The 21407-nt window shown below is 45.7% G+C and carries 20 protein-coding genes; 13 read left to right on the top strand and 7 right to left on the bottom strand.

What is annotated here, in order from left to right:
• The first annotated feature begins 326 nt into the window (after positions 1 to 326).
• On the top strand, positions 327 to 2546 hold the full coding sequence (gene parC / locus B9T34_RS18030) for a DNA topoisomerase IV subunit A (protein WP_086214511.1): 2220 nt from the start codon (positions 327 to 329) through the stop codon (positions 2544 to 2546).
• Positions 2547 to 2698: 152 nt separating this feature from the next.
• Positions 2699 to 4375, top strand: a complete 1677-nt coding sequence (locus tag B9T34_RS18025) for an AMP-binding protein (RefSeq protein WP_086214510.1) — start codon at positions 2699 to 2701, stop codon at positions 4373 to 4375.
• Between the two features lie 60 nt (positions 4376 to 4435).
• Here the strand turns inward: B9T34_RS18025 and B9T34_RS18020 are convergent, their stop codons facing one another.
• Positions 4436 to 4816 carry a hypothetical protein gene (locus tag B9T34_RS18020; RefSeq protein WP_086214509.1) on the bottom strand — a complete coding sequence of 127 codons (381 nt, stop codon included), beginning with the start codon at positions 4814 to 4816 and terminating at the stop codon, positions 4436 to 4438.
• A gap of 106 nt (positions 4817 to 4922) precedes the next feature.
• Between B9T34_RS18020 and B9T34_RS18015 the strand changes: the two genes are divergently transcribed.
• Both B9T34_RS18015 and ppa read left to right on the top strand, forming a co-directional pair.
• Positions 4923 to 5321 (top strand): MAPEG family protein, encoded by a 399-nt coding sequence (locus tag B9T34_RS18015; RefSeq protein WP_086214508.1) that lies wholly within the window; start codon positions 4923 to 4925, stop codon positions 5319 to 5321.
• Between the two features lie 116 nt (positions 5322 to 5437).
• Positions 5438 to 5974 (top strand): inorganic diphosphatase, encoded by a 537-nt coding sequence (ppa, locus tag B9T34_RS18010; protein WP_086214507.1) that lies wholly within the window; start codon positions 5438 to 5440, stop codon positions 5972 to 5974.
• Positions 5975 to 6077: 103 nt separating this feature from the next.
• Here ppa and B9T34_RS18005 read toward each other — a convergent pair whose 3' ends face one another.
• Positions 6078 to 7346, bottom strand: coding sequence for an OprD family outer membrane porin (locus B9T34_RS18005; RefSeq protein WP_086214506.1), 1269 nt, complete (start codon positions 7344 to 7346; stop codon positions 6078 to 6080).
• A 1103-nt stretch (positions 7347 to 8449) separates the two neighbouring features.
• Between B9T34_RS18005 and B9T34_RS17990 the strand changes: the two genes are divergently transcribed.
• Positions 8450 to 9217, top strand: coding sequence for a TorF family putative porin (locus B9T34_RS17990; RefSeq protein WP_086214503.1), 768 nt, complete (start codon positions 8450 to 8452; stop codon positions 9215 to 9217).
• 55 nt (positions 9218 to 9272) lie between these two features.
• Here the strand turns inward: B9T34_RS17990 and B9T34_RS17985 are convergent, their stop codons facing one another.
• Both B9T34_RS17985 and B9T34_RS17980 read right to left on the bottom strand, forming a co-directional pair.
• A complete protein-coding gene (locus B9T34_RS17985) occupies positions 9273 to 10760 on the bottom strand; it encodes a YifB family Mg chelatase-like AAA ATPase (RefSeq protein WP_086214502.1) in 1488 nt (495 codons plus the stop codon).
• A 66-nt stretch (positions 10761 to 10826) separates the two neighbouring features.
• The gene (locus B9T34_RS17980; protein ID WP_086214501.1) at positions 10827 to 11054 is read right to left on the bottom strand and encodes an accessory factor UbiK family protein; all 228 of its coding nucleotides are present in this window, start codon (positions 11052 to 11054) and stop codon (positions 10827 to 10829) included.
• A 277-nt stretch (positions 11055 to 11331) separates the two neighbouring features.
• On the opposite strand from B9T34_RS17980, the gene glnK reads away from it, so the two are divergent.
• The 7 genes from glnK (at position 11332) to B9T34_RS17945 (ending at position 17488) form a co-directional block, all read left to right on the top strand.
• Complete coding sequence (glnK, locus tag B9T34_RS17975; protein ID WP_004650081.1) at positions 11332 to 11670, top strand: P-II family nitrogen regulator; 339 nt, start codon at positions 11332 to 11334, stop codon at positions 11668 to 11670.
• A 60-nt stretch (positions 11671 to 11730) separates the two neighbouring features.
• Complete coding sequence (locus tag B9T34_RS17970; protein ID WP_086214500.1) at positions 11731 to 13134, top strand: ammonium transporter; 1404 nt, start codon at positions 11731 to 11733, stop codon at positions 13132 to 13134.
• Between the two features lie 151 nt (positions 13135 to 13285).
• Positions 13286 to 13744, top strand: a complete 459-nt coding sequence (gene nrdR / locus B9T34_RS17965; protein ID WP_086214499.1) for a transcriptional regulator NrdR — start codon at positions 13286 to 13288, stop codon at positions 13742 to 13744.
• 23 nt (positions 13745 to 13767) lie between these two features.
• Positions 13768 to 14856 carry a bifunctional diaminohydroxyphosphoribosylaminopyrimidine deaminase/5-amino-6-(5-phosphoribosylamino)uracil reductase RibD gene (gene ribD, locus B9T34_RS17960; RefSeq protein ID WP_086214498.1) on the top strand — a complete coding sequence of 363 codons (1089 nt, stop codon included), beginning with the start codon at positions 13768 to 13770 and terminating at the stop codon, positions 14854 to 14856.
• Positions 14853 to 16145, top strand: coding sequence for a DNA adenine methylase (locus B9T34_RS17955; protein ID WP_086214497.1), 1293 nt, complete (start codon positions 14853 to 14855; stop codon positions 16143 to 16145). Before ribD ends, B9T34_RS17955 begins: the two co-directional genes overlap by 4 nt.
• Positions 16146 to 16172: 27 nt before the next feature.
• Positions 16173 to 16832 carry a riboflavin synthase gene (locus B9T34_RS17950; protein WP_086214496.1) on the top strand — a complete coding sequence of 220 codons (660 nt, stop codon included), beginning with the start codon at positions 16173 to 16175 and terminating at the stop codon, positions 16830 to 16832.
• Between the two features lie 110 nt (positions 16833 to 16942).
• Positions 16943 to 17488, top strand: coding sequence for a VTT domain-containing protein (locus B9T34_RS17945; RefSeq protein WP_086214495.1), 546 nt, complete (start codon positions 16943 to 16945; stop codon positions 17486 to 17488).
• Between the two features lie 144 nt (positions 17489 to 17632).
• Here B9T34_RS17945 and B9T34_RS17940 read toward each other — a convergent pair whose 3' ends face one another.
• The 3 genes from B9T34_RS17940 to B9T34_RS17930 are packed head-to-tail and all read right to left on the bottom strand — an operon-like array spanning position 17633 to position 20147.
• Positions 17633 to 18262, bottom strand: a complete 630-nt coding sequence (locus B9T34_RS17940) for a hypothetical protein (RefSeq protein WP_086214528.1) — start codon at positions 18260 to 18262, stop codon at positions 17633 to 17635.
• Between the two features lie 36 nt (positions 18263 to 18298).
• A complete protein-coding gene (locus B9T34_RS17935; protein WP_086214494.1) occupies positions 18299 to 18706 on the bottom strand; it encodes a DNA polymerase III subunit chi in 408 nt (135 codons plus the stop codon).
• On the bottom strand, positions 18699 to 20147 hold the full coding sequence (locus tag B9T34_RS17930; RefSeq protein WP_086214493.1) for a leucyl aminopeptidase: 1449 nt from the start codon (positions 20145 to 20147) through the stop codon (positions 18699 to 18701). Before B9T34_RS17930 ends, B9T34_RS17935 begins: the two co-directional genes overlap by 8 nt.
• Before the next feature lie 159 nt (positions 20148 to 20306).
• On the opposite strand from B9T34_RS17930, the gene lptF reads away from it, so the two are divergent.
• Positions 20307 to 21407, top strand: coding sequence for an LPS export ABC transporter permease LptF (lptF, locus tag B9T34_RS17925; protein WP_086214527.1), 1101 nt, complete (start codon positions 20307 to 20309; stop codon positions 21405 to 21407).

Below are 21407 nucleotides of genomic sequence, written 5' to 3'. Positions count from 1 at the left end.
TTTTTTAATTTAAATTGTTCCAGGGTGCGCTGTATTGGCGGCCTTCTATAAAAAAACATTCAGGTATCTGCGCCGAATAAATTGGACAGCATCGCATAATTCGGAATGTGCGCGCAGTGATAGCAGGGAACAGGATTGTTCCGCATTGCGCATTTAAGAATAATCAGTTGCTCAATTTCAAAAAAGTGGATAATTTTACGGCATTAGATATCTTATAAGACACGATTTGTCGCTGTGTGTCAGTTCACGCTCTTGTGTCTCGAACAGCTGCGACATAGCATAAGAACCCAGATACAAAAACGAATTTATTAGGATTATAGGTTGTTATGACAAGCCTTGCGCATCATGCGACAGAAAACCGTTCCGTAGCGGAATTTACCGAACAAGCCTATCTCAACTACGCCATGTACGTGATCATGGACCGTGCATTGCCGCATATCAGTGACGGCTTAAAGCCGGTGCAGCGCCGTATTGTGTATGCGATGAGCGAATTGGGCCTCAAGCCTACCGGCAAGCCGAAAAAATCGGCGCGTACCGTAGGTGATGTGCTGGGTAAATACCATCCGCACGGCGACTCAGCCTGTTATGAAGCCATGGTTTTGATGGCGCAGCCATTCAGCTACCGTTATCCCTTTATTGAAGGTCAAGGCAACTGGGGTTCTCCAGATGATCCTAAATCCTTCGCCGCTATGCGTTATACCGAAGCCAAACTATCTCCCTATAGTGACTTGCTGCTGTCAGAATTGGGGCAGGGCACCTGTGACTGGCAGGATAACTTTGACGGTTCAATGAAAGAGCCGGTGAATTTGCCTGCGCGCGTGCCCAATATTTTATTGAATGGCACAACGGGTATTGCAGTGGGTATGGCCACAGATATTCCGCCGCATAATCTGCGCGAAGTGGTGAAAGGCACGATTGCCCTCATCCGTAATCCGAATCTCAGCGATGAAAAAGTTGCGGAATATATTCCCGGTCCAGATGCGCCGACCCGAGCGGAAATTATTACCCCGCCAGAAGAGCTGCTGAAACTGCAAATGACGGGCCGCGGCAGTTACCGCACCCGTGCAGTGTATAAAATAGAAAAAAATGAAATTGTGATTACTGAATTGCCGTATCAGGTTTCAGGCTCGAAAGTGATTACCCAAATTGCAGACCAAATGCAGGCTAAAAAATTGCCGCTGGTCAGCGATTTGCGCGATGAATCTGATCATAAAAACCCAACCCGCTTAGTGATTGTGCTGCGTTCTAACCGTATTGATGCTGAATCAGTGATGAGCCACTTGTTTGCAACGACTGATTTGGAATCCAGCTATCGCGTCAATATGAATATGATTGGCGCCGATGGCCGTCCGCAGGTGAAATCCATCCGCCGCATTTTGCTGGAATGGATTGAAATCCGTAAAAATACAGTGACGCGCCGTCTGCAGTATCATTTAAATAAAATTGAAAAGCGCCTGCATATCTTGGGCGGTTTGATTATTGCCTATTTAAATATTGATGAAGTCATTAAAATTATCCGTGAAGAAGATCAGCCTAAGCCAGTATTGATGATGCGTTTCAATATTGACGAAGTGCAGGCTGAGGCCATTTTAGAACTCAAATTGCGCCACTTGGCCAAGCTTGAAGAAATGGAAATGCGCCGCGAACAGGAAGAGCTGGAAGCGAGAGCGGCCATTATCCGTGAGCAATTGGCAAATCCAGAATCTTTAAAAAGCTTGATTATTGAAGAACTGAAAGACGATGCCAAAAAATTTGGTGATGACCGCCGTTCGCCAATTGTCCAGCGTGAAGGCGCGCAAGCGATTAACGAGCAGGACATGCTGCCGGCAGATCCGGTCACGGTTGTATTGTCTGAAGCTGGCTGGATTCGTTCTGCCAAAGGCCATGAGGTGGACGCTGAAAACCTGAATTTCCGTGCAGGCGATCAATACCTCAGCCATGCGCAGGGCAAATCTAATCAGCGGGTATACGTGCTGGATGATTCAGGGCGCAGTTATGCGCTTGCGATTAATTCACTGCCATCTGCGCGGGGATTGGGAGAGCCGCTGAGTTCAAAATTATCGCCTGCCAGCGGTGTCGGCTTTAAGCAGCTGCTGATTGCGGAAGATGATGCGGAACTGCTGGCAATCAGCAATAAAGGCTATGGCTTTAAAACCCAAGCCAAGCAGCTGGATACCAGCGCCAAAGCCGGTAAAGCTTTCTTAACACTGTCTGATGATGCGCAGCCGATGGACTTGCAGCTGATTGAACAGGCGACCCATCTAGCTTTGCTCAGCTCGGCAGGGCGCTTGCTGGTGGTGGAACTGGCGGATTTGCCAAGCCTGAATAAGGGTAAAGGCAATAAATTGATACAACTGGACACTAAGGAACAGCTGGTATCTATGGTAGCTTTTGCTTTAGATGAAATAATTCAAGTGGTTGCAGGTCAGCAGCAATTGAAATTAAAAGGCGATGATCTGCAAAAATATATCGGCAAGCGGGCTTCAAAAGGCACAGCATTGCCGCGTGGGTATCAAAAAGCAAATAAACTGTTCATTCAAAGATAATACTAGCATCCGTGGAGCGAAATACGTTATATATGCACAGTATTCGTGAAATGGATGCAATATTAGGCTCACACAAGTTAAATAATGAGCGGCTTAATATTGAGAAAAAACAGTTGGATTATTAAGGATTATAGACAGGAGAATTGGGCGCTATGGAAAAAATTTGGTTCGCAGAATACCAAAAAACGGGTATTCCAGAAACTGTAGAATTGCCGCCAGAAAACACTTCGCTGGTTGATATTATTGAGCGTAATTTCCAGAAATATGGCTCACGTGATGCTTTTATTTTTATGGATAAAGCCCTGACATTCAGTGAATTGAATGAGGCGAGCCTGAAGTTTGCATCCTATTTGCAAAGCTTGGGCCTAGCAAAAGGCTCACGCGTTGCTGTCATGATGCCGAACGTGCTTCAATATCCTGTCGTGGCATTAGGGGTGTTCCGCGCAGGCTTGGTTCTAGTCAACGTTAATCCGCTGTATACCTCACGTGAATTAGAACATCAATTAAACGATTCCGGCGCAGAAGTGCTGGTGATTGTTGAAAACTTCGCCTCTGTTTATCAGGCGATTTTAGGCAAAACGCCAGTGAAGCATGTGGTTGTGGCTTCAGTCGGCGACATGCTGGGCGCATTAAAAGGCACTTTAGTCAACTTTGTACTGCGCTCTGTACGCAAGCAAATTCCTGCTTGGAATATTCCAGGGCATATCCGCTTCAATGCGGCAATGTCTAAAGTCAGCACCAGCAGCTACAAGCGCCCTAATTTAACCTTAAGTGATACCGCTGTGCTTCAGTATACTGGCGGCACAACAGGTGTATCAAAGGGTGCAGAATTAACACACCGCAACCTTGTGGCCAACATGCTGCAGTGTGACGGTATTTTCCAAAGTAAATTTGGTCAGCAGGACGGTCAGCCAGACGACCGTATTTTCTGCGCATTGCCGCTGTATCACATTTTTGCATTCATGGTATGCGCGCTGTACGGCATGTACAAAGGCCAAGCCAACGTATTAATTCCAAACCCGCGCGATTTGCCAGCCGTGATTAAAGAGCTGCGCAAATATCAGCCAACATTCTTCCCTGCGGTAAATACACTGTTTAATGCACTGGTGAATAACGAAGAATTTAAACAGCTGGATCACAGCAAAATGAAAATGGCGATGGGCGGCGGTATGGCCGTACTTCCATCGACAGCTGAAGCTTGGAAAAAAGTGACGGGCACCAACATCATCGAAGGTTACGGCCTGTCTGAAACATCTCCAGTGGCAACGGCAAATCCGCCGGCATCTATGGAATTCAGCGGCACGATCGGCATTCCATTGCCTTTGACAGAAGTTGCTATTTTAGATGATGACGGCAACGAAGTGGCTCTAGGCGAGCAGGGTGAAATTTCGATTCGCGGCCCGCAAGTGATGAAAGGCTATTGGAACCGCCCAGATGAAACTGAAAAAGTGATGGTAAACGGCTTCTTCCGTACGGGCGACATTGGTGTCATGGACACACGCGGTTATGTGAAAATTGTAGACCGTAAAAAAGACATGATCCTAGTATCAGGCTTTAACGTTTATCCTGCAGAAATTGAAGAAGTGATTGCTAAGCATCCGAAAGTGCTGGAAGTGGCTGCCATTGGCGTGCCGGATGAAAAATCAGGTGAAGTGCCTAAGCTATTCGTGGTGAAAAAAGATCCATCTTTAACCACAGAAGAAGTTTTAGCCTTTGCGAAAGAAAATTTAACAGGCTACAAGCGTCCGCGCTATGTAGAGTTTATGGATGAACTGCCAAAATCGAACGTGGGTAAAATCCTGCGTAAAGATTTACGCAAGACAGCATAATCTAAATAAAAAAAGCGCCGTAAGGCGCTTTTTTTATGGGTGAATTTTACTGATGAGCCATTATTTTTTCATCAGCCAGCGGTCAAAGTAACGGCGGCCAACGCCAAAAATTCCTAAGAAAATAAACATGGCGCCAAACTGCAGGCTGAATTGGCTTTGTTTAAACGTGCCATGGCTCAGCACATTGTCAATGATGCAGTAAACGACGATGGCAATCACCCAATGCCAGAGCGGCCAATGTTTAATGGACACTGCATAAAAGGCGACCCAGAGCATGATGAAGGTGCAGACTGTTGACCCTATGTTCATGTTGGCGCAGATGACTGTCAGCAAAAATGCAGTGACAGGAGCGACAATTTTTAAAACGCGGTCAACTTGCAGCTGATTTTGACGCTGCTTTTCCAGGACATCGAACATCTCTTTTTGATCTGGATTGACCATAGCGAACCTATACGTAAATAAAGAAAACACTCTATTTAACAAAATTTATTCACGAATTGCCATGCTATGATGGTGAGCAGTAATAAATTCATCCAGAGAAAAACACATGCAAAGCATCAGTGGGATCATTTATCTCATTTTGGGCGCTTGTTTGCTCCCGTATATTTTTACCCTGATTGCAAAAAAATCGGCGGGTTTAACTGCTCAAGATCATCAAAACCCAAGAGAAGCTTTAGCAAAAGCGACAGGTATCGCAGCGCGGGCCAATGCCGTACAGCAAAACAGCTTTGAGAGTTTGCCTTTATTTATTGCAGCTGTGCTGATGGCTGAATATATGGTCATTCCGCAAAGCTTTATCATGATTTTGGGCGTTGCCTATTTACTGCTGCGGATCATTTACGGCATTTGCTACTTGGCCAATTGGGCCACGCTGCGTTCGATTATCTGGACACTGTCGATGCTGTGTCCGATTTGCCTGCTGCTGCTCATTATTAAAACTGTTTAAGGCCAGCGCTATTTAGACGAAAAATTTGCTGCATAAATGCAAAACCTCAAAAAACTGTCGAAAAACCGTTATAATTGCTGCGGTTTAAAAGATTTAATCAGTTAAAGAGCAAAGCTATGAGCTACAGCAATATCCCTGCAGGTAAAGATGCGCCAAATGACATCTATGTAATTATTGAAATCCCTGCAAATGCAGCGCCGATCAAATACGAAATCGATAAAGATTCTGATGCGCTTTTTGTAGACCGTTTCATGGGTACTGCAATGTTCTACCCAGCTAACTACGGTTATGTGCCAAACACATTGTCACTTGATGGTGACCCGCTGGACGTACTTGTTGTGACTCCACACCCAGTTGAACCAGGTTCAGTAATCCGCTGCCGTCCAGTGGGCAAATTGAACATGGAAGATGATGGCGGTGTAGATGCAAAATTAGTTGCAGTTCCGCATGACAAATTAACGCCAATCTACAAAGACATTCAAGAATATACAGATCTTCCGCCTTTGCTGATCAGCCAAATTGAACATTTCTTCCAGCACTATAAAGACTTAGAGCCAGGAAAATGGGTTAAGTTAAGCGGCTGGGAAGGTGCAGACGTTGCTAAGCAGGAAGTGCTTAGCTCGATTGCTGCTTATGCTGAAGCAAACAAATAATTGTTTCTAGCATAGTGCTTCAGTTTTGAGGTTTAAAATTGAAGCATAAAAAAACCTGCATCATTTGATGCAGGTTTTTTTATTTGTTTAGAAATCCAGTGAATTAAAATAATTTCACAGGAACGTCTAAGAATACACGTAATTCATTGGTGTCAGCCATGTATACATCATTATACGCTTGGTCTGCACGGTAGTGAGAGTAGCGTAAGCGTAAGCTGGCATCTTTAGCAAAACCAGATTGAACTGTATATTTGAATTGGTTAAAGAATTCACTTTCTTTGGCTTTGTCATCGGTAGGTGTTTGAATATCCCAGCCATAGACATAAGCTGTAGTCCAGTTCAGTCCTGGAACGCCGTAATTTGAAAAATCTAAGCTATATTGAATTTGTGCAGATTTTTCATGTTTGCCCACGAAGTCAGACAAGTATGAGTTTGCAACATAGATGGATTGCGCGCCGTCAGCATTGTTGCCGTAGTCGTAGCCAATACCGCCAGTATTTTGCTGGTAAGCCAGCATTACATTGTGCGCGCCAGTATTATATGCGCCTGAAATGCTCCAAATTGAGTTGGATTTATCTTCAGTTAAAATACCGGAATTTGCTAAGCTGCCTGCTTCAAATTGAGTGTGATAGCCATTGAAATCAAAAGTTAAAGAATCTTTATTGGCTAAAGGCATAACATAGTTGGCATTAATGTAATGGCGGTCAAGCTTATCTTTGCTGTCTAAACCATAGTAAGACGCATTCAATTGATCATCAAATTTATACTTCGCGCCCCATACTACGGCGCTGTCTAGATGATTGCCGTCAGTATTGATTTGGTCTGAGTATTGGTTTTCAGTAAATTTACCCGCAACCAATTCTAGGTTTTCAATTTCACGGCTTTTCGCAAGAACACCCGTGAAATATTCTGGAACCATACGTGCGGTGTTTGAAGCAAGTACAGGGAGGTCTAGAACTTGAGTACCGTATTCAACAGTTGTATTTGAAACACGTGCTTTTACACTTGCGCCGCCGCGTGCCCAATGGTCATAAGCAGAACCATCGTTATGCTTTGGAATCATGCCGTTGCCGGCGTGTTTATTTTCGCCCAGTTTAAATGAAGCATCGCCAGTCACATTAACACCAAAACCAACCACACCCTTTGTATAGCCAGATTCCAGTTTTACAATAGCTGATTGCGCAAATGAGCTTGTGTCATCTCCAGGATTAACATCCTGTTTATCACGTTTAATATAGCCGGTACGGAACAGTACAGAGCCCTCAGCGTCTTCTACAAATCCTTTTGATTCACTTTGTTCACTAGCAAATGCAGTAGAAATTAAAGCTGCATTAACAAGCAGCGCTAGTGAAAGCTTTTTAGTTTTAAGCATTGGGAGAGAGCCTCATGCGTATATAGTTAAAGAGTTTGTAGATTGTATAAGTTTTCTTATAAAAAAGATCATTTTTATTGTGTTTATTACACTAAAGTTACTGTTTTTTTAGATAAGTTGATCAGAAAATATTCTATAAAAAATAATCATTTTTTAATTTTCTATTTTAATTTTTAGTAAAAACAGAGACATTTTTTTAATTCATAAAATTTTACCCAACATCAGCGATATTGATTGATGTAACGGCATTTCAGACAAATGACAAGGCTAATTTGGTGAAGATTAGAAGGGGGTGTGAAATGTGAATTTCAGTGTGTATTTTTAACTGAAAATCTCCAGTTATCTTTCTATTATTTTATAAATATTGAGAATATTTGAGTGAATTATACTTTAATAAACTGCATATATTTTAAGCAGGCTTGATATCGATGTAATGTGTATTTACATAAATGGTATGCACGCAGCATCCCTGCTGATGCCAGATGTTATACGAAGTTATTTGAGTTGCTGCATTATTGTATGAAGGTTTCTGTGAATGCTGTTTGGAGATTTTCTGATTCGCGCTGCTTGTTTTTAATTGTAAGATATTAATATTTATAGCCATATTTTTGAAACCCATGCTATTTCGTTAGTCCTAACTAAAAGATGATGTATAGATAACAAAGATAGCAGGCTTATAGTCACGGATAATTACTGAGGCCAAGCGAAGTAATTTGGTTTAACTGAAGCATTCATTTGAAATTTTATATGCCGAAGTGCAGATCATGGAAATTTGAGACTGAAAATGCACTTTTTTAATGCGTTTTCTTGAAGGCTGATGAAAAAATATACTCAAAAAGATGCATTTTTTATAAATAGTTACAAGTTGCGGTTTTATACACATTTTGTTAGATGCTGTGATTGGAATTCATTAGAGAGTGCCGCGTTCACTATTGAATAAAAAAAATAAAAACATAATAAAGTAATTAAAAACATCAAGTTGAATTGGTTTTTTGGCCGAGTTTGACCTTTAAACAAGAGAGTTTCAAAGCATTTTTTTAAAGTTGGCACAGCGCTTGCTAATTCATCAATGAGTTTATAAAAAATCTGCTGGGGATCCCAAAATGTTAAAAAAATTACTTGCTGTGACTGTATTGGCTGCATCATCTGGGGCGGTATTTGCTGAAGAAGCGCCAGCATTGCCATTAGGTTTATCATTCAGCGGCAGCGCCGCAGTTACAACAGATTACCGTTTCCGCGGTGTAACACAAACATTGAATGATCCTGCAGTGCAAGCTGGTTTTACCTTGTCACATGAGACTGGATTATATTTTGGCCTTTGGGGTTCAAATGTTAAATTCGGTTCGGATTCTCCAAGCTTAGAATTAGATCCATCATTAGGCTTTTCAACCACTTTAGACAGCTTCAGCAGCAAGCCTGTATTGGATTTTGGTGTGGTTTACTACAACTATCCAAGCGCTAGCGATTTAAACTGGACTGAATTTTACGGTAAGTTAATCTTTGCAGATGTACTGACTGCAGGGGATAGCCTGTTGACGAATGTTAACTACACCAATGATTATGTCGGTGTGGACACCAGCAGCTGGAACGTGAATGCAGGCTATTCTATGCCATTTGGCGATACTGGTTTTGGCGGTGTAGCAAGCGTGGGCTATACAGCTGTTGATGACAAGGCAGAATATTCGTTTGGTGATGAAGATAACTATGTGGATTGGAAAGTCGGTGTAACCTATGGCTTTAAATCAATTCCTGGCGCAACAGCAGAGTTGGCCGCTGTAGGAACCAATATTGATTTAGGTTCTGGCGCATCGAGTGCGGACAACCGCATGGTGGATACTGGCGCAGTATTTACCTTGACTAAAACGTTCTAAGTATCCATTTTGAAAAAAGGCGATTCTCCAGAGGTCGCCTTTTTTTATTGCTGTTTTAAGACATTTGCCCGCGGTACGATAAGGCTTCCGAAAGATGCGTGGTCTGTATCTGTTCTTCCTGCGCGATATCTGCAATAGTGCGCGCAACGCGAATTACCCGATGGTATGCCCGTGCAGACAGATTTAAGCGCTGCTGCGCCATATTCAGCATATTTTTTGCAGCGCTGTCTAATACTGCAAATTGTTCCAATTGTTTCGGACTGAGCGAAGTATTGGCCATTTGCTGGCGCTGCATTTGCTGTTCATAGGCTTTCAAAACCCTTTCCCGCACAAGTACAGATGATTCAGCAGGCTGAGCATCCTGTAATTCATGCGCCTGCAGCGGCGGCACATCGATGTGTAAATCAATCCGATCCAATAAAGGGCCTGAGATCCGGTTTTGATAGCGCTTAATCGTATCTGGAGAACATTGACAGCGGGAATCCTGATTAAAGGCATAACCGCAAGGGCATGGGTTCATGGCTGCGATCAGCTGAAAATTGGCAGGGTAGGTGATTTGCCTTGAGGCGCGGGAAATAATAATTTCACGAGATTCCAGCGGCTGACGCAAAACTTCCAGCACTTTACGGTCAAATTCAGGCAGTTCATCTAAAAATAAAACGCCAAGGTGTGCGAGGGTGATTTCGCCAGGCTTTGGGTTAGAGCCGCCGCCCACTAAAGCAATGGCTGAGGCGGTATGATGCGGTGCGCGGAAGGGGCGGTGTCCAAATTCATGCTTGGCGCTGGCAATAGAATAAATGCTGGCGACTTCTAAATTTTCCTGCATATTCAAAGGCGGCAGAATGCTGGATAAGCGGGAAGCCAATAAAGTTTTTCCTGTGCCAGGCGGGCCGCGGAATAAAATCGAATGTCCGCCCGCTGCTGCAATCTCCAGCGCGCGGCGCGGACGCAGCTGTCCTTTGACATCGGCCAAATCAAATTTATAGCTGGCGGATGCTGCGGGTTCCACGGCATCAAACTGCGGTAAAGGCGCAATTTGATTCAGATGATCGCAGACATCTTTTAAATGTTTAGCGGCAAAGACCTGAAAGTCAGGCAGCTGCGAAGCCTCTTGAGCATTTTGTGTCGGTAAAACCAGCTGATGCTGCGCCTGCTGGCAGGCAATGGCAATGCTTAAAGTGCCAGTCGTTGGACGCAAATGGCCATCGAGCGCCAGCTCACCAATAAACTCCAAATGTTCTGCGGCATTTTCCGGCAATTGTCCTGAAGCAATTAAAATGCCCAGAGCAATCGCTAAGTCTAAGCGTGAACCATCTTTAGGCAGATCTGCTGGGGCTAGGTTGATGGTCAGGCGTTTGGTTGGAAATTGAAAGCCGCTATTGATGATTGCGGATCTGACCCGGTCTTTGCTTTCGCGTACAGCCGCTTCGGCCAGGCCAACAATCGTTAAAGAGGGCAGCCCTTGGCTGAGATGAACCTCAACTTCAATTAAGGGCGCGTGCAGGCCCAATAACCCGCGGGTATAAATTTTGGCAAAAGACATATTATTGTTCCGTTATAGTGCATTTTTTTTAATCGTTTTGCGTCTTATGCTGCACCAGTTTGGTGCTTATTTGTTGTTTTGTATTTTTAATTCGAGCTGTTCAACTTGTTTCAGCAATTCATTTAAACGTAAGTTGGCGTTGTTTAGTGCAGTGCGCTGGCGTTCAATTTCCTCTTTAGAAACCAAGTCCATTTTACTGACTGCTTCATTGAGCAAGGCGCGGACATTATGTTCTAAGTCTTTTTTAGGCTGATCAATCTGTTCCAAAATGGCTTGCAGTAAAGTTTCAATCATTTGTTATCTCCGTCTGATGCAGATGAGCGGGCAGTGTAGCATTGCCATGCCTCAGACTATAGGGGCTGCTCCAAAAATATAGCGCTTTCAGACGGCGAATATCAGCGTTTAAATGATAAATATGTCTATTTTTAGCAGTGAAAACAGCATTCAATGGCCAAAATAGGTTATAAATAAATCTCATGCTGAGAGTGTCTATTTTTCCCGACCTAAGCACTTTTGGCATGAAAATTGAACATAAAACCTTACTGGTGAAAAAAGCCGAAGGAAAACACACATGAAGCTCGTAACTGCAATTGTAAAACCCTTTAAATTGGACGATGTGCGTGAAGCACTGTCTGAAATTGGTGTTCAAGGGATCACTGTCACTGAAGTCAAAGGTTTTGGCCGTCAAAAAGGCCATACAGAACTATACCGCGGCGCGGAATATGTTGTTGATTTCTTACCGAAAGTGAAAATTGAAATCGCAATCAGCGATGAAATGGTTGATTCAGTCATTGAGTCAATTACCCGTGTAGCAAGCACTGGCAAAATTGGTGACGGAAAGATTTTTGTTACTAATTTAGAGCAAGTCATCCGTATTCGTACTGGTGAAACAGGCGCTGACGCTGTTTAAAACATTGGCACGAAGTTTGCTGAGTACCTAATAACTCACAAAATAGGTCGGGGGATACGAATGAAAAAAATGCTACTCGCGCTTAGTTTATCTGGCGCACTTTTAGGTGGTTCTGTTACGTGGGCTGAAGAGGCCGTAACAGCACCAGCTTCTTCTGAAGTTGCACAAGCTGCAGCTGTGGACACCGCGGCTGTACCAGATGTTGCGGAAGCTCCAGCAGCGGTTGCGGCAGAAGCTGCGCCGGCGCCTGTAGAAGAAGAGCCAAAATTGGATACAGGTGATACAGCGTGGATTTTAGTATCAACAGCATTGGTTCTGCTGATGACTATTCCTGGCTTAGCGCTATTCTATGGCGGTATGGTCCGCAAGAAAAACGTTCTGAGCACAATGGCGCATAGCTTTGTTGCTGCAGGCGTAGTCAGCATCACTTGGGTGGCTGTTGGCTATAGCTTAGCCTTTGGCGAAGGTAATGCCTTTATCGGCAGTTTAGACAAATTCATGCTTTCAGGCATCACGACAGATGCATTGACAGGCACAATTCCTGAAATTCTCTTTGTCATTTTCCAAATGACCTTTGCCATCATTACGGTTGCCATTATCAGCGGCTCAATTGCTGAACGTATGAAGTTTGGCGCTTTTGTGGCATTTATTGCAATTTGGTCGATTGTTGTCTACGCGCCGATTACTCACTGGGTATGGGGCGGCGGCTGGTTAGGCAGCGATGGTGCGCTTGACTTTGCTGGCGGTACAGTGGTGCATATTAACTCAGGTGTTGCAGGCTTAGTGGCTGCGTATATGCTGGGCAAACGTATGGGCTTAGGCCGTGAATCAATGGCGCCGCACAATCTTGCTTTAACTGTAGTGGGTGCAAGCTTAGTATGGGTAGGCTGGTTCGGTTTCAACGGCGGCTCTGCTTTGGGCGCGAATGGTTCTGCAGGCTATGCTTTAGTCGTTACTCAAGTTGCAGCAGCGGCAGCAGCATTGGCTTGGTTAGTGGCTGAAAAAGTTGTACGCGGCAAATCTTCAGTACTGGGCGGCGCATCTGGCGCAGTGGCAGGTCTGGTTGTGATTACTCCAGCTGCAGGCTTCGTGACTGTAGGAGGCGCTTTAGCCATGGGTATCATTGGCGGCGTGGTGTGTTTCTGGGGTATTACTGCACTTAAACGCGCACTGAAAGCGGATGACTCACTGGATGCATTTGGCTTGCACGGTGTGGGCGGTATTGTAGGCGCGATCTTAACAGCATTCTTTGCTAGCCCGTTCATTATGGGTGACAAGGCGCCAACAGACTTAATGCATCAATTATGGGTTCAAGTTGAAGGTGTCTTAGCGACTATCGCATACTCTGCAGTGCTGACTTTCATCATCCTGAAAGTGATTGATCTGGCGATCGGTATCCGCGTTGAATCAGATGATGAGCGTATGGGCCTAGACTTAAGCCAACATGGCGAACGTGTAGAATAAAACCTGAACACAATTATTCTAATAAAATATCAATATATTGTGTAAAACAGCCCGTAAGGGCTGTTTTTTTTCCATATCTTGCGTAAAGCTCTACAAAGCCCCTAATTTTTGCTACACTTTAAATCCATCTGATTTGTTCAATTTAACCGCTATGCATTGTCCATTTTGCAACGCTGCAGACAGTAAAGTGATAGATTCGCGTTTGGCGGCTGAGGGCTGTCAAATTCGCCGGCGCCGTGAATGCGTATGCTGCGGTGAACGCTTCACTACGTTTGAAAGTTATGAAGTGGTTATGCCGCGCGTGCTGAAATCAGATGGCAAAAGTGAACCTTTTGATGAAGCCAAACTGCGCCGCTCATTAATGCATGCTTTGCAGAAGCGCCCGGTCACGCAAGAGCAAATTGAAACGGTACTCAGCGACATTCAATTGCAAATCCGCCGTCTGGGGGAGCGTGATGTACGCTCGCTGACCATCGGCGAAATTGTCATGCAGGCTTTATTTGCCTTGGACCATGTGGCATATGTGCGTTTTGCATCGGTGTATCAAGATTTTCAGGATGTGGAAGCTTTCCGTCATCAAATCGAACAAATGCAGCACCGCGGTCAGTAAGTCTACACACATGAGATATCAACATGTCTGAAACCAAGTCTGATTTAGACTGGATGCAATGCGCATTGGCGCAAGCGGAGACAGCAATATACCGGACACGGCCTAATCCAGCGGTGGGCTGTGTCATCGTTAAAAATAATCAAATTATTGGACGCGGTGCGACTGCGCCAGTGGGCGGGCCGCACGCGGAAGTTTTTGCGCTGAAAGAAGCGGGCGAACAGGCGCGCGGCGCGACGGCTTATGTCACTTTAGAGCCATGCGCACATTATGGCCGTACGCCGCCGTGCGCGAAGGGGCTGGTGGATGCAGGAATTGCCCGTGTGGTGATTGCCTGCTCCGATCCTAATCCGCTGGTGGCGGGAAAAGGTGTGCAGATTTTAAAAGATGCGGGCATAGACGTGGTGCAAGGCATGTGCGAAGCTGAAGCGGCAGTGCAGAATAAAGGCTTCTTAAAAGCCATTGCCACTGGCGCGCCTTATGTCCGCTTAAAAATTGCTTCCAGCTTGGATGGCCGCACGGCCATGGCATCAGGTGAATCGCAATGGATTACCGGTGCAGAAGCGCGCTTGGATGTACAGCATTGGCGCGCTATTTCAGGCGCAGTGATTACGGGCATCGAAACAGTATTGGCGGATGACTGCCAGCTGAATGTGCGCCAGCTGAAAGGTGTTGCAGATTTAAACAGTATTGTGCAGCCAAAACGGGTGGTTTTAGACCGTCAAGGCCGTTTGCCTTTAACGGCTAAAATGCTGGCGCAGCCTGAAACGGTGATGGTCATGGGCCCATTCCGTCAGGAACTGGCAGATTTAGGCGTGATTCAGCTTGAGGTTCAGCCTCTAAAAACTTTGCTGCGCACTTTAACGCAGCAATACCAGATTTATGATGTGCTGGTGGAAGCCGGAGCGACACTGTCGACTGCATTCTTGCAGGAAAACTTAGCGGATGAAATGATCAGCTATGTGGCGCCCACTTTTTTAGGCCGTTCAGCACGCGCGATGTTTAATGCGGAATTTGACCGCATGGCAGAGCAGCTTCGCTTTAAGCTGATTGACGCTGTCCAAGTGGGCGGCGATGTGCGCTTAAAGCTTATTCCTTCACAAGAGACACTATGAATTCAGAGTCTACGGTTTATCACAAACGCCGTCACGCGGCACGTACTACCGATGAATACCTTTTCCATCAGCTGGTGCCTTATTTAGGCAACAAGCGCCGTTTGCTTCATCTTATCTTAGAAGCGCTGGAAACGACGGGAACACTGAACCGTGAAGATGGGCGCGCGCCGATATTTGCTGACTTTTTTGCTGGCTCAGGCGTGGTTTCCCGTCTTGCGCGCCAAAATGGCTACCGCGTGATTGCCAATGACTGGGAACCTTACAGCCATGCATTAAATAGCGCGATCTTGTCTTGTGTGGATGCGCCTGCCTTTAAAGAGCTGGGCGGCTATCAGAAAGCCATTGATTATCTGAACCGCCTGCCTGAAGTGAAGGGCTGGGTAACGCATAATCTGTGTCCGCGCAATGATGAAATCTACGATCCAGCACGTGACCGTTTATTCTTTAAACGCCGCAACGGTATGCGTATTGATGCGATCCGCCAGCAAATTGCTGCCTGGCAGGCGCAGGGCGCAATTGATGATGTAGAGATGAGCGCATTACTGGCGCCGCTGCTGTATTCGGCGAGCTTTGTCAGCAATACCAGCGGCGTATTTAAAAGCTTTCACCATGGCTGGGGCGGTAAAACCCAGACTGCGCTGGAGCGTATTGAATCGCTGCTGTGGCTGACACCGAGCCGCTTTTGTGAAATTGGTGACCCAAAACGCCCTGCCGCTGAAATGTGGTGTGTAGATGCGCAGCACTTGGCTAACCAAATGAGCAGTTTTGAAGTGGATGTGGCTTATCTTGATCCGCCGTATAATCAGCATGCGTACAGCAGCAACTATCATGTGCTGAATGCGCTGACGCTGTGGGATCAGGTGGACTTGCCGACACCCGATACCAAAGGCTTCAAGAGCGGGATTGACCGCGCATGGCGCAAAGAGCGTCCGAGTCCTTACAACTCGTCTAAGTACGCCAAAGAAGCCTATGAAAAATTATTGGAAACAATTAATGCGCGCTTTATTCTGACCAGTTATTCTACAGACGGCAATATTGAAGCGGCTGATCTGCTGCAGGCCAACTTAAAGCGTGGACGGGTAACGTTGCTGACGCAAGATGTGCCGCGCTACCGTGTCAGCAAGCAACGCCAGTCTGAACGCGCGCGCGTATTGGAATTTATTGTGATTACCGATACCCATGCTAAATCAGGCCCGCCAATCCGTCAGCTTCTTGGACAGCTGCATCATTTTGCAGAGTTAGGCGGTGTGGACACTTCCGGTGTCAGCACTCAGCTGGACTTGTGGTAATCCATTTTTAAAAAAATTGAGTACGCTATGTTTACAGGCATTATTGAAAGTTTAGGCAAAGTTGGAAGCGTGCAAAACGTAGGCGGAGATGTGCGCCTGCGTATTGAAACCGATTTAGATATGTCTGATGTGCATTTAGGCGATTCGATTGCGACCAATGGCATTTGCCTGACAGTGATTGACTGGGGCGAAAACTGGTATGCCGCAGATGTATCGCGTGAAAGCCTGAACCGTACGACTTTAGCTACATGGAAAGCTGGGCATCCTGTCAATGTTGAAAAAGCCATGCTGCCGACTACACGCTTTGGCGGTCATATTGTCAGCGGCCATGTCGATGCAGTCGGTGAAATTACCGTGGTGCGAGAAGATGCGCGCTCTCTTTATTTTGAAGTGACAGCGCAGGCCGAAATTGCCAAATATTTAGCGGAAAAAGGTTCAGTGACCGTTGATGGCATCAGCTTGACCATCAATCATTTACGCGGCAATGTGCTGAGCTTGAATTTAATTCCGCATACTGCAGAACGCACCAACATCGGCACGTGGAAAGCGGGTACTAAAGTCAATTTGGAAGTCGATGTTTTGGCCCGCTATATTGAACGTTTGCTGTTAGGTGATAAAGCCGCGCAAGCGCCGCAGCAGTCAAAAATCAGCATGGAATTTCTTGCAGAAAATGGCTTCATGAAATAAGCTGAGCTGTAAATAAACAAACAGTCTGGTTGAAAAATTAGACTGTTTTTTTATTTTTGCGTCATAATGCGCACGCTTAATGCTCGAAAAGATGATTTGGACAGGTGCCGATGATTGATTTTATGATGAATATTGAACAATGGCTGCCCATGCTGCTGGAACAGTACGGCGCGTGGATCTATGCCATTTTGTTTTTGGTGATTTTGGCAGAAACAGGTTCAGTCTTCATGTTCTTCTTGCCAGGGGACAGCCTGCTGCTGGCGATTGGCGCATTGTGCTCAACGACAGATGTCGTGCATTTGCATTATATGTTCAGCCTGCTGTTCGTTGCTTCTGTGCTGGGCTATACCGTGAATTATTATACGGGCAGCGTGCTGGGGCTGAAATTTTTTAATCAGCATTCACGTTATTTCAAGCCTGAATATATGGTCAAGACCAATGCTTATTTTATGAAGCATGGCGGTAAAACCATTCTGATGGCCCGTTTTGTGCCTTTTGTCCGCTCTTTTGCTCCTTTTGCGGCGGGTTCGGCCCGTATGAATTTGGCCGTATTCACGATGTATAATGTTTTAGGCAGTATTGTCTGGCTGGGTCTGCTGCTTGGGATTGGCTATGGTTTGGGCCATACCGTCAATGCTGTTGCAGATCTCATGTAAAGCTTCGGTTTTAAGCGCAGATAAAAAAAGCCCGCATTGCGGGCTTCATTATTTGCAGCGGGTTGATTTAAAAGCGGTTCAATTTGGTGATGACCTTGCTGCACCAAGACGTGGTGCTTAGGAATGATCTAATTCCTGCCGAATTTAAGACTTTGGCGCTTGATCTGAAAAATTAGAATTTTTCAAAATATACTCAATTTCTTCCTGCGCTGCGGCCTGAAGTTTGGTGCGGAACGCAGATAGTGCCTGTTCTATTTGCGTTTCTGCTTCCAGTTCTAGGCGCAGGCGGACACTTTCCAATTCAGACAGCATTTGATTGTCCGAAACAGATAAGCCTTTGGCGAAGTTGAAAGGCGCGCTTTCAGGGTTTTTATGGTAGCGTGAAGTATAGGTTAAGGTATCGCGGTCGATGGTTTGACGGATCAGCGCTAAAGTTTGTGTCTGCTCTGCATATTGACGCAGTTCATCCAGCTTCAACTTTTCTGCATATGCCTTTTCAGCTGCGCGTTTGGCTTCAAGAGCACGTTCCAGCGCCTGCTGCTTACGGATGCGCGCTTCTTCAATCAATTCAGCTTTACGGGCTGCATAAGCGCTTTCAATACGTTCAAAAGACAGGGCTTGCTGCTTTTGATCCATTTCCAGCCATTGCTGTGTATTGCTTTCCGGCTTCAGTACATCACAGATGCGTCCAAGGTCATCAATAAAGGTCTGACGTACAGCTTCAGGCACGTTTAACCAGCGCTGTTTAAAATCTGGACCGACATTCAATGCCACTGCAGCATCTCCTTGAGTTTGCAATAAAGGTGTCAATTAAAGCTTGAATGTTTGCGGTTCAATACTTAACTGACGGTATTGTTTGAATTTTTCACGGCCAATAATTTTTGCCGGCTCATTATTTTCAATAATTTCAATAATGTGACTAAAATTTGAAAATTGTTCAAGCGCTTGATTGTTAAAATTAAACACAATCCAATCTGATTCTGCTGGCAATTGTTCAGAAATGCAAATTGGCGCATCCGGCTGATCAATGCCATGCGGTATAAAGCCTGTGGCGTCAAAGCTCCACAGGCGTTCATCCAGCTGCTGTCGCAGTTCTGCATCTTGGCTGAACAGCCAAATCCGTGCGGATTGACGCAGAATCTTGCGGCACAAACGGCAAGCGCTGTCGACTTGCCGTTCTGGACTTTTTTCAAACAGATAAAAACTGACTTTAGCCATTGGATTGAGTACGGTTAATCAGGAACTGCATTAATAGCGGCACTGGACGGCCAGTTGCGCCTTTATTGGTGCCTGAATTCCAGGCTGTGCCGGCAATATCCAAATGCGCCCAGCGGTATTCGCGGGTAAAGCGCTGCAGGAAGCAAGCCGCAGTGACTGCGCCAGCTTTAGGGCCGCCAATATTGCCGATATCTGCAAATGGAGAATCCAGCTGTTCCTGATAATCATCAATTACAGGCATGCGCCATACGCGGTCAAAAGAGGTTTGGCCTGCAGCTGAGATTTCTGCCGCCAAGTCATCATCTGGCGTAAACATGCCTGTTAGTACAGAGCCTAGCGCCACGACGCAAGCGCCTGTTAATGTCGCAATATCGATGACCAGCGCAGGGTTGAAGCGTTTGATGTACGTCAGGGTATCGCACAGCACCAAACGGCCTTCAGCATCGGTATTTAGAATTTCAACGGTTTGACCGCTCATGGTGGTCACAATATCGCCTGGGCGGGTTGCGCGGCCAGACGGCATGTTTTCAGCTGCAGCAATGGCGCCAACCACATGAATTGGCAATTTAGATTCGCACAAAGCGCGCAGGGTACCCAGTACAGATGCTGAACCGCACATATCGAATTTCATTTCGTCCATGCCAGCGCCAGGTTTTAATGAAATGCCGCCTGTATCAAAAGTCACACCTTTGCCGACCAAGACAACGGGCGCTTCTTCACGATGCGCTAAATATTCAATGGTAATGATGCGGCCTGGTCGTTCAGAACCTTTGCTCACTGCAAGGAACGCGCCCATGCCAAGGTCTGCCATTTGCTGTTCGTTAAGCACGGTCACTTTCAGCAGGTCTGGAAATTCTGCCGCCAGCGCTTGCGCTTGAGCCGCTAAATATTCAGGGAAGCAGATATTGCCCGGACGGTTGCCCAAGTCGCGGGTATAGTTTTGACCATTTTGAATTGCGGCAATCAGAGAGAGCTGCTGCTCCGTCAGAGCAGTGTGCGCTGCAACTAAATTGACTTGGGCTAAAGCAAATTCGTTCTTTTTAGATTTGTATTCGTCAAAAGCATAGGCTGCTTGCGTCAAGCTTAAGGCAAATAAATAATGCAGCTCTTGCGGCAGCGCAGAGATATCAATGCTGATTTGCTGGAATTTTTTTTGTGAAGATTTGATAATCGTTTGTGCAATTTTTGCTAATTTGGCTGGCTGCAGCTCTTCAGCTTTGCCGATTCCGACCAATGCCGTATTGATGCAGGCGCTGACTGAACCAATCAGTGATAGCGTTTCATTGAGGCCCGCTTTAAATTGTACAGCTTCAGCTGTTTTACTTAAATCATTGATTTGATATAGGTCGGCAGCATTTTGAACATGCTCAGAATCTACTAATATCAACAAAGATTGGCTAGACGCATTCGCTTGGAATGACGTATTAATCGTTAGTTTCATAGACGGTATTCGTGCCTTTTAAGATTTGCAAACCATTAAACCATTGAAACATTTTCCTGAATAGAGTTTCAATGCAGAACAGAGGGAATGGTTTTTTATTTTCAGCATTCGGGTAAACTATGGCGAGTTTTATCCGCTTATCTTTTTGGAAGAATTAATTTGATTATTCGGCGTTATCTGGTCAAGCAAGTTGTTTCGACATCTTTGGTTGTAATTGCCTTACTGACCTTGATCATGATGGGTGGCCGGCTGATCAAGTACTTTGGCGTGGCTGCGCAAGGCCGCTTGGACGCCAGTATTCTGTTCAGCATTATCGGTTACCGACTGCCTGAATTTTTAACCTTAATTCTGCCGCTGGGCTTTTTTATTGGCCTGATGCTGGTATTTGGCCGCATGTATGTCGACCATGAGATGGCGGTGATGAATGGCAGCGGGGTCAGCCGCCATCAACTGGCGCGTTTGCTGATTCCGATGACCATCGTATTTTTAGCGGTGCAGGCTTTTCTGATGATGTGGGCATCGCCGTGGGGGTTGCGCCAGTTTGAAGCGCTGACGTCCACTCAGGCGGTACGCACCGGTTTTGATCTGGTGCGGCCTAAAGAATTTATTTCCTCCGGCCCCTATACTATTTATGCAGGCGATCTGTCCGAAGACCGCAAAAATTTAAAAGATATTTTCTTCTATCAGCGCGCTGAAAAAGAAGGCAAGCCAGATGTGATTATCTTGGCCAAAGAAGCAACCCGTGTAGAAATGCAGAATGACTCCGCCAGCGTCGTGGATTTGATCGAAGGGCGCCGCTACGAAATTTATCCAGGCAACCCGCGCTATTCTCAGGCAGAGTTCCAAAGTTATCGGCTGCGTTTAGAAAATGACTCTCAGGCCAAATTTGAAAGCGCCGAAGTTGAAGCGCTGTCGACTGCAAAATTATGGAGCAACCGGGAAGATCCAGTGGTTGCCAGTGAATTGGGCTGGCGTATTTTTGTGCCATTTTCCATTGTGGTCGCGCTGATGCTGGCAGTTGCTCTGTCAGAAGTGAGTCCGCGCCAAGGACGTTATTTAAAACTGTTCCCAGCGCTGCTGATTTTCGCCAGCTTGATTGTGGCATTAATGGCGGTCAAAACTCGCGTTTCCAAAGGTGAAATGGAGATCTGGATTTATCCAGTGGTCCTGCTGGCTTACGCCATTGCAGCGGCTTTATTCTCGCGCAAGCAAAAACTCGCGCCAAAAATTAAGAAGCAAATTCAGCGAGTGAGGTCTTAA

It is taken from the genome of Acinetobacter sp. ANC 3813, from assembly GCF_002135435.1.
Lineage (GTDB): Bacteria > Pseudomonadota > Gammaproteobacteria > Pseudomonadales > Moraxellaceae > Acinetobacter.
Note: the sequence above shows the minus strand (reverse complement) of the source record. Positions and strands in the feature narration are given on the sequence as shown.

Coding starts and splice junctions, on each gene's coding strand:
- B9T34_RS18015 (WP_086214508.1), top strand. CDS start 4,923: ATGCAAAGCATCAGTGGGATCATTTATCTCATTTTGGGCGCTTGTTTG.
- B9T34_RS17970 (WP_086214500.1), top strand. CDS start 11,731: ATGAAAAAAATGCTACTCGCGCTTAGTTTATCTGGCGCACTTTTAGGT.
- B9T34_RS17930 (WP_086214493.1), bottom strand. CDS start 20,147: ATGAAACTAACGATTAATACGTCATTCCAAGCGAATGCGTCTAGCCAA.
- glnK (WP_004650081.1), top strand. CDS start 11,332: ATGAAGCTCGTAACTGCAATTGTAAAACCCTTTAAATTGGACGATGTG.
- parC (WP_086214511.1), top strand. CDS start 327: ATGACAAGCCTTGCGCATCATGCGACAGAAAACCGTTCCGTAGCGGAA.
- B9T34_RS17985 (WP_086214502.1), bottom strand. CDS start 10,760: ATGTCTTTTGCCAAAATTTATACCCGCGGGTTATTGGGCCTGCACGCG.
- B9T34_RS17955 (WP_086214497.1), top strand. CDS start 14,853: ATGAATTCAGAGTCTACGGTTTATCACAAACGCCGTCACGCGGCACGT.
- B9T34_RS18020 (WP_086214509.1), bottom strand. CDS start 4,816: ATGGTCAATCCAGATCAAAAAGAGATGTTCGATGTCCTGGAAAAGCAG.
- ribD (WP_086214498.1), top strand. CDS start 13,768: ATGTCTGAAACCAAGTCTGATTTAGACTGGATGCAATGCGCATTGGCG.
- B9T34_RS18025 (WP_086214510.1), top strand. CDS start 2,699: ATGGAAAAAATTTGGTTCGCAGAATACCAAAAAACGGGTATTCCAGAA.
- B9T34_RS18005 (WP_086214506.1), bottom strand. CDS start 7,346: ATGCTTAAAACTAAAAAGCTTTCACTAGCGCTGCTTGTTAATGCAGCT.
- B9T34_RS17990 (WP_086214503.1), top strand. CDS start 8,450: ATGTTAAAAAAATTACTTGCTGTGACTGTATTGGCTGCATCATCTGGG.
- nrdR (WP_086214499.1), top strand. CDS start 13,286: ATGCATTGTCCATTTTGCAACGCTGCAGACAGTAAAGTGATAGATTCG.
- ppa (WP_086214507.1), top strand. CDS start 5,438: ATGAGCTACAGCAATATCCCTGCAGGTAAAGATGCGCCAAATGACATC.
- B9T34_RS17950 (WP_086214496.1), top strand. CDS start 16,173: ATGTTTACAGGCATTATTGAAAGTTTAGGCAAAGTTGGAAGCGTGCAA.
- B9T34_RS17935 (WP_086214494.1), bottom strand. CDS start 18,706: ATGGCTAAAGTCAGTTTTTATCTGTTTGAAAAAAGTCCAGAACGGCAA.
- B9T34_RS17980 (WP_086214501.1), bottom strand. CDS start 11,054: ATGATTGAAACTTTACTGCAAGCCATTTTGGAACAGATTGATCAGCCT.
- B9T34_RS17945 (WP_086214495.1), top strand. CDS start 16,943: ATGATTGATTTTATGATGAATATTGAACAATGGCTGCCCATGCTGCTG.